We start from the raw sequence: 1228 nt of genomic DNA on the forward strand, positions 1-1228 counted from the left end.
ACTATGGAACATATACAAGCAGGAATCACAGAAATATTGCATTGTTATCATGAGCACGGTAAGACAACCCAATAATGATAGGTATCCAGCCGTAAAATGATAATGCTGAATTGTGAAGTGGCATGTGATTATGGCTAACAATGAATGTCAGTCATCTATTTATTTTGGCGATTTCAAGGAGAAAGCCATGGATATTAAAATATTCGATACTCAGGAAGTGCAAGATTTTCTACGTCTAGCCAGTGGTTTGGAACAAGAAGGCGGTAATCCACGTGTTAAGCAGATTATTCATCGTATTCTTTCAGATTTATATAAAGCCATTGAAGATCTAAATATTACTTCTGACGAATATTGGGCAGGGGTTGCCTATCTTAATCAACTCGGTACAAATCAGGAAGCAGGGTTGCTTTCACCGGGACTGGGCTTTGACCATTACCTTGATCTACGTATGGATGCCGAAGATGCAGCACTCGGCATCGAAAATAGTACGCCACGTACCATCGAAGGCCCGCTGTATGTGGCAGGCGCTCCGGAATCAGTAGGTTATGCCCGTATGGATGATGGTAGCGATCCAAATGGTCATACTTTAATTCTACACGGTACAATTTACGATGCAGACGGCAAACCATTGCCTCATGCGAAAGTGGAAATCTGGCACGCCAATACCAAAGGGTTTTATTCGCACTTTGATCCGACAGGTGAGCAAAAAGCATTTAATATGCGTCGTAGCATTATTACTGATGAAAATGGTCAGTACCGTGTGCGTACGATTTTGCCGGCAGGCTATGGTTGTCCACCTGAAGGCCCGACGCAGCAGTTGCTTAACCAATTGGGCCGTCATGGTAACCGTCCTGCACATATCCATTATTTCGTTTCAGCGGATGGCCATCGTAAATTGACGACGCAAATTAATGTTGCGGGTGATCCATATACCTATGATGACTTTGCTTACGCAACACGTGAAGGTTTGGTGATTGAAGCGGTAGAGCATACTGATCCTGAAGCAATTAAAGCCAATGATGTTGAAGGTCCATTTGCTGAAATGGTATTTGATTTGAAACTGACTCGTTTGGTAGAAGGTGTGGATAATCAGGTTGTAGATCGTCCACGTCTTGCTGTTTAAAACCAGAACATTCATTTAAAAGTCAAAATTCAGGCTGGTAGGATCGCTGGCCTGATTTTATGTGCAGGGAAGAGAGAAGCAAGATGGATATTCAAACATTTGATG

Annotated in this window: 1 protein-coding gene; it reads left to right on the plus strand. The window is 42.8% G+C overall.

The window, feature by feature from the left end; genetic code table 11:
* Positions 1 to 187 precede the first annotated feature (187 nt).
* A complete protein-coding gene (catA, locus tag CRO21_RS17410; protein WP_097080559.1) occupies positions 188 to 1123 on the plus strand; it encodes a catechol 1,2-dioxygenase in 936 nt (311 codons plus the stop codon).
* Positions 1124 to 1228: the final 105 nt, after the last annotated feature.

The organism is Acinetobacter puyangensis (genome assembly GCF_900096995.1).
In the GTDB taxonomy this organism is placed as follows: Bacteria; Pseudomonadota; Gammaproteobacteria; order Pseudomonadales; family Moraxellaceae; genus Acinetobacter; species Acinetobacter puyangensis.

What these genes read in the sequence shown, in the direction of transcription:
- catA (WP_097080559.1), top strand. Translation starts at nt 188, where the DNA reads ATGGATATTAAAATATTCGATACTCAGGAAGTGCAAGATTTTCTACGT.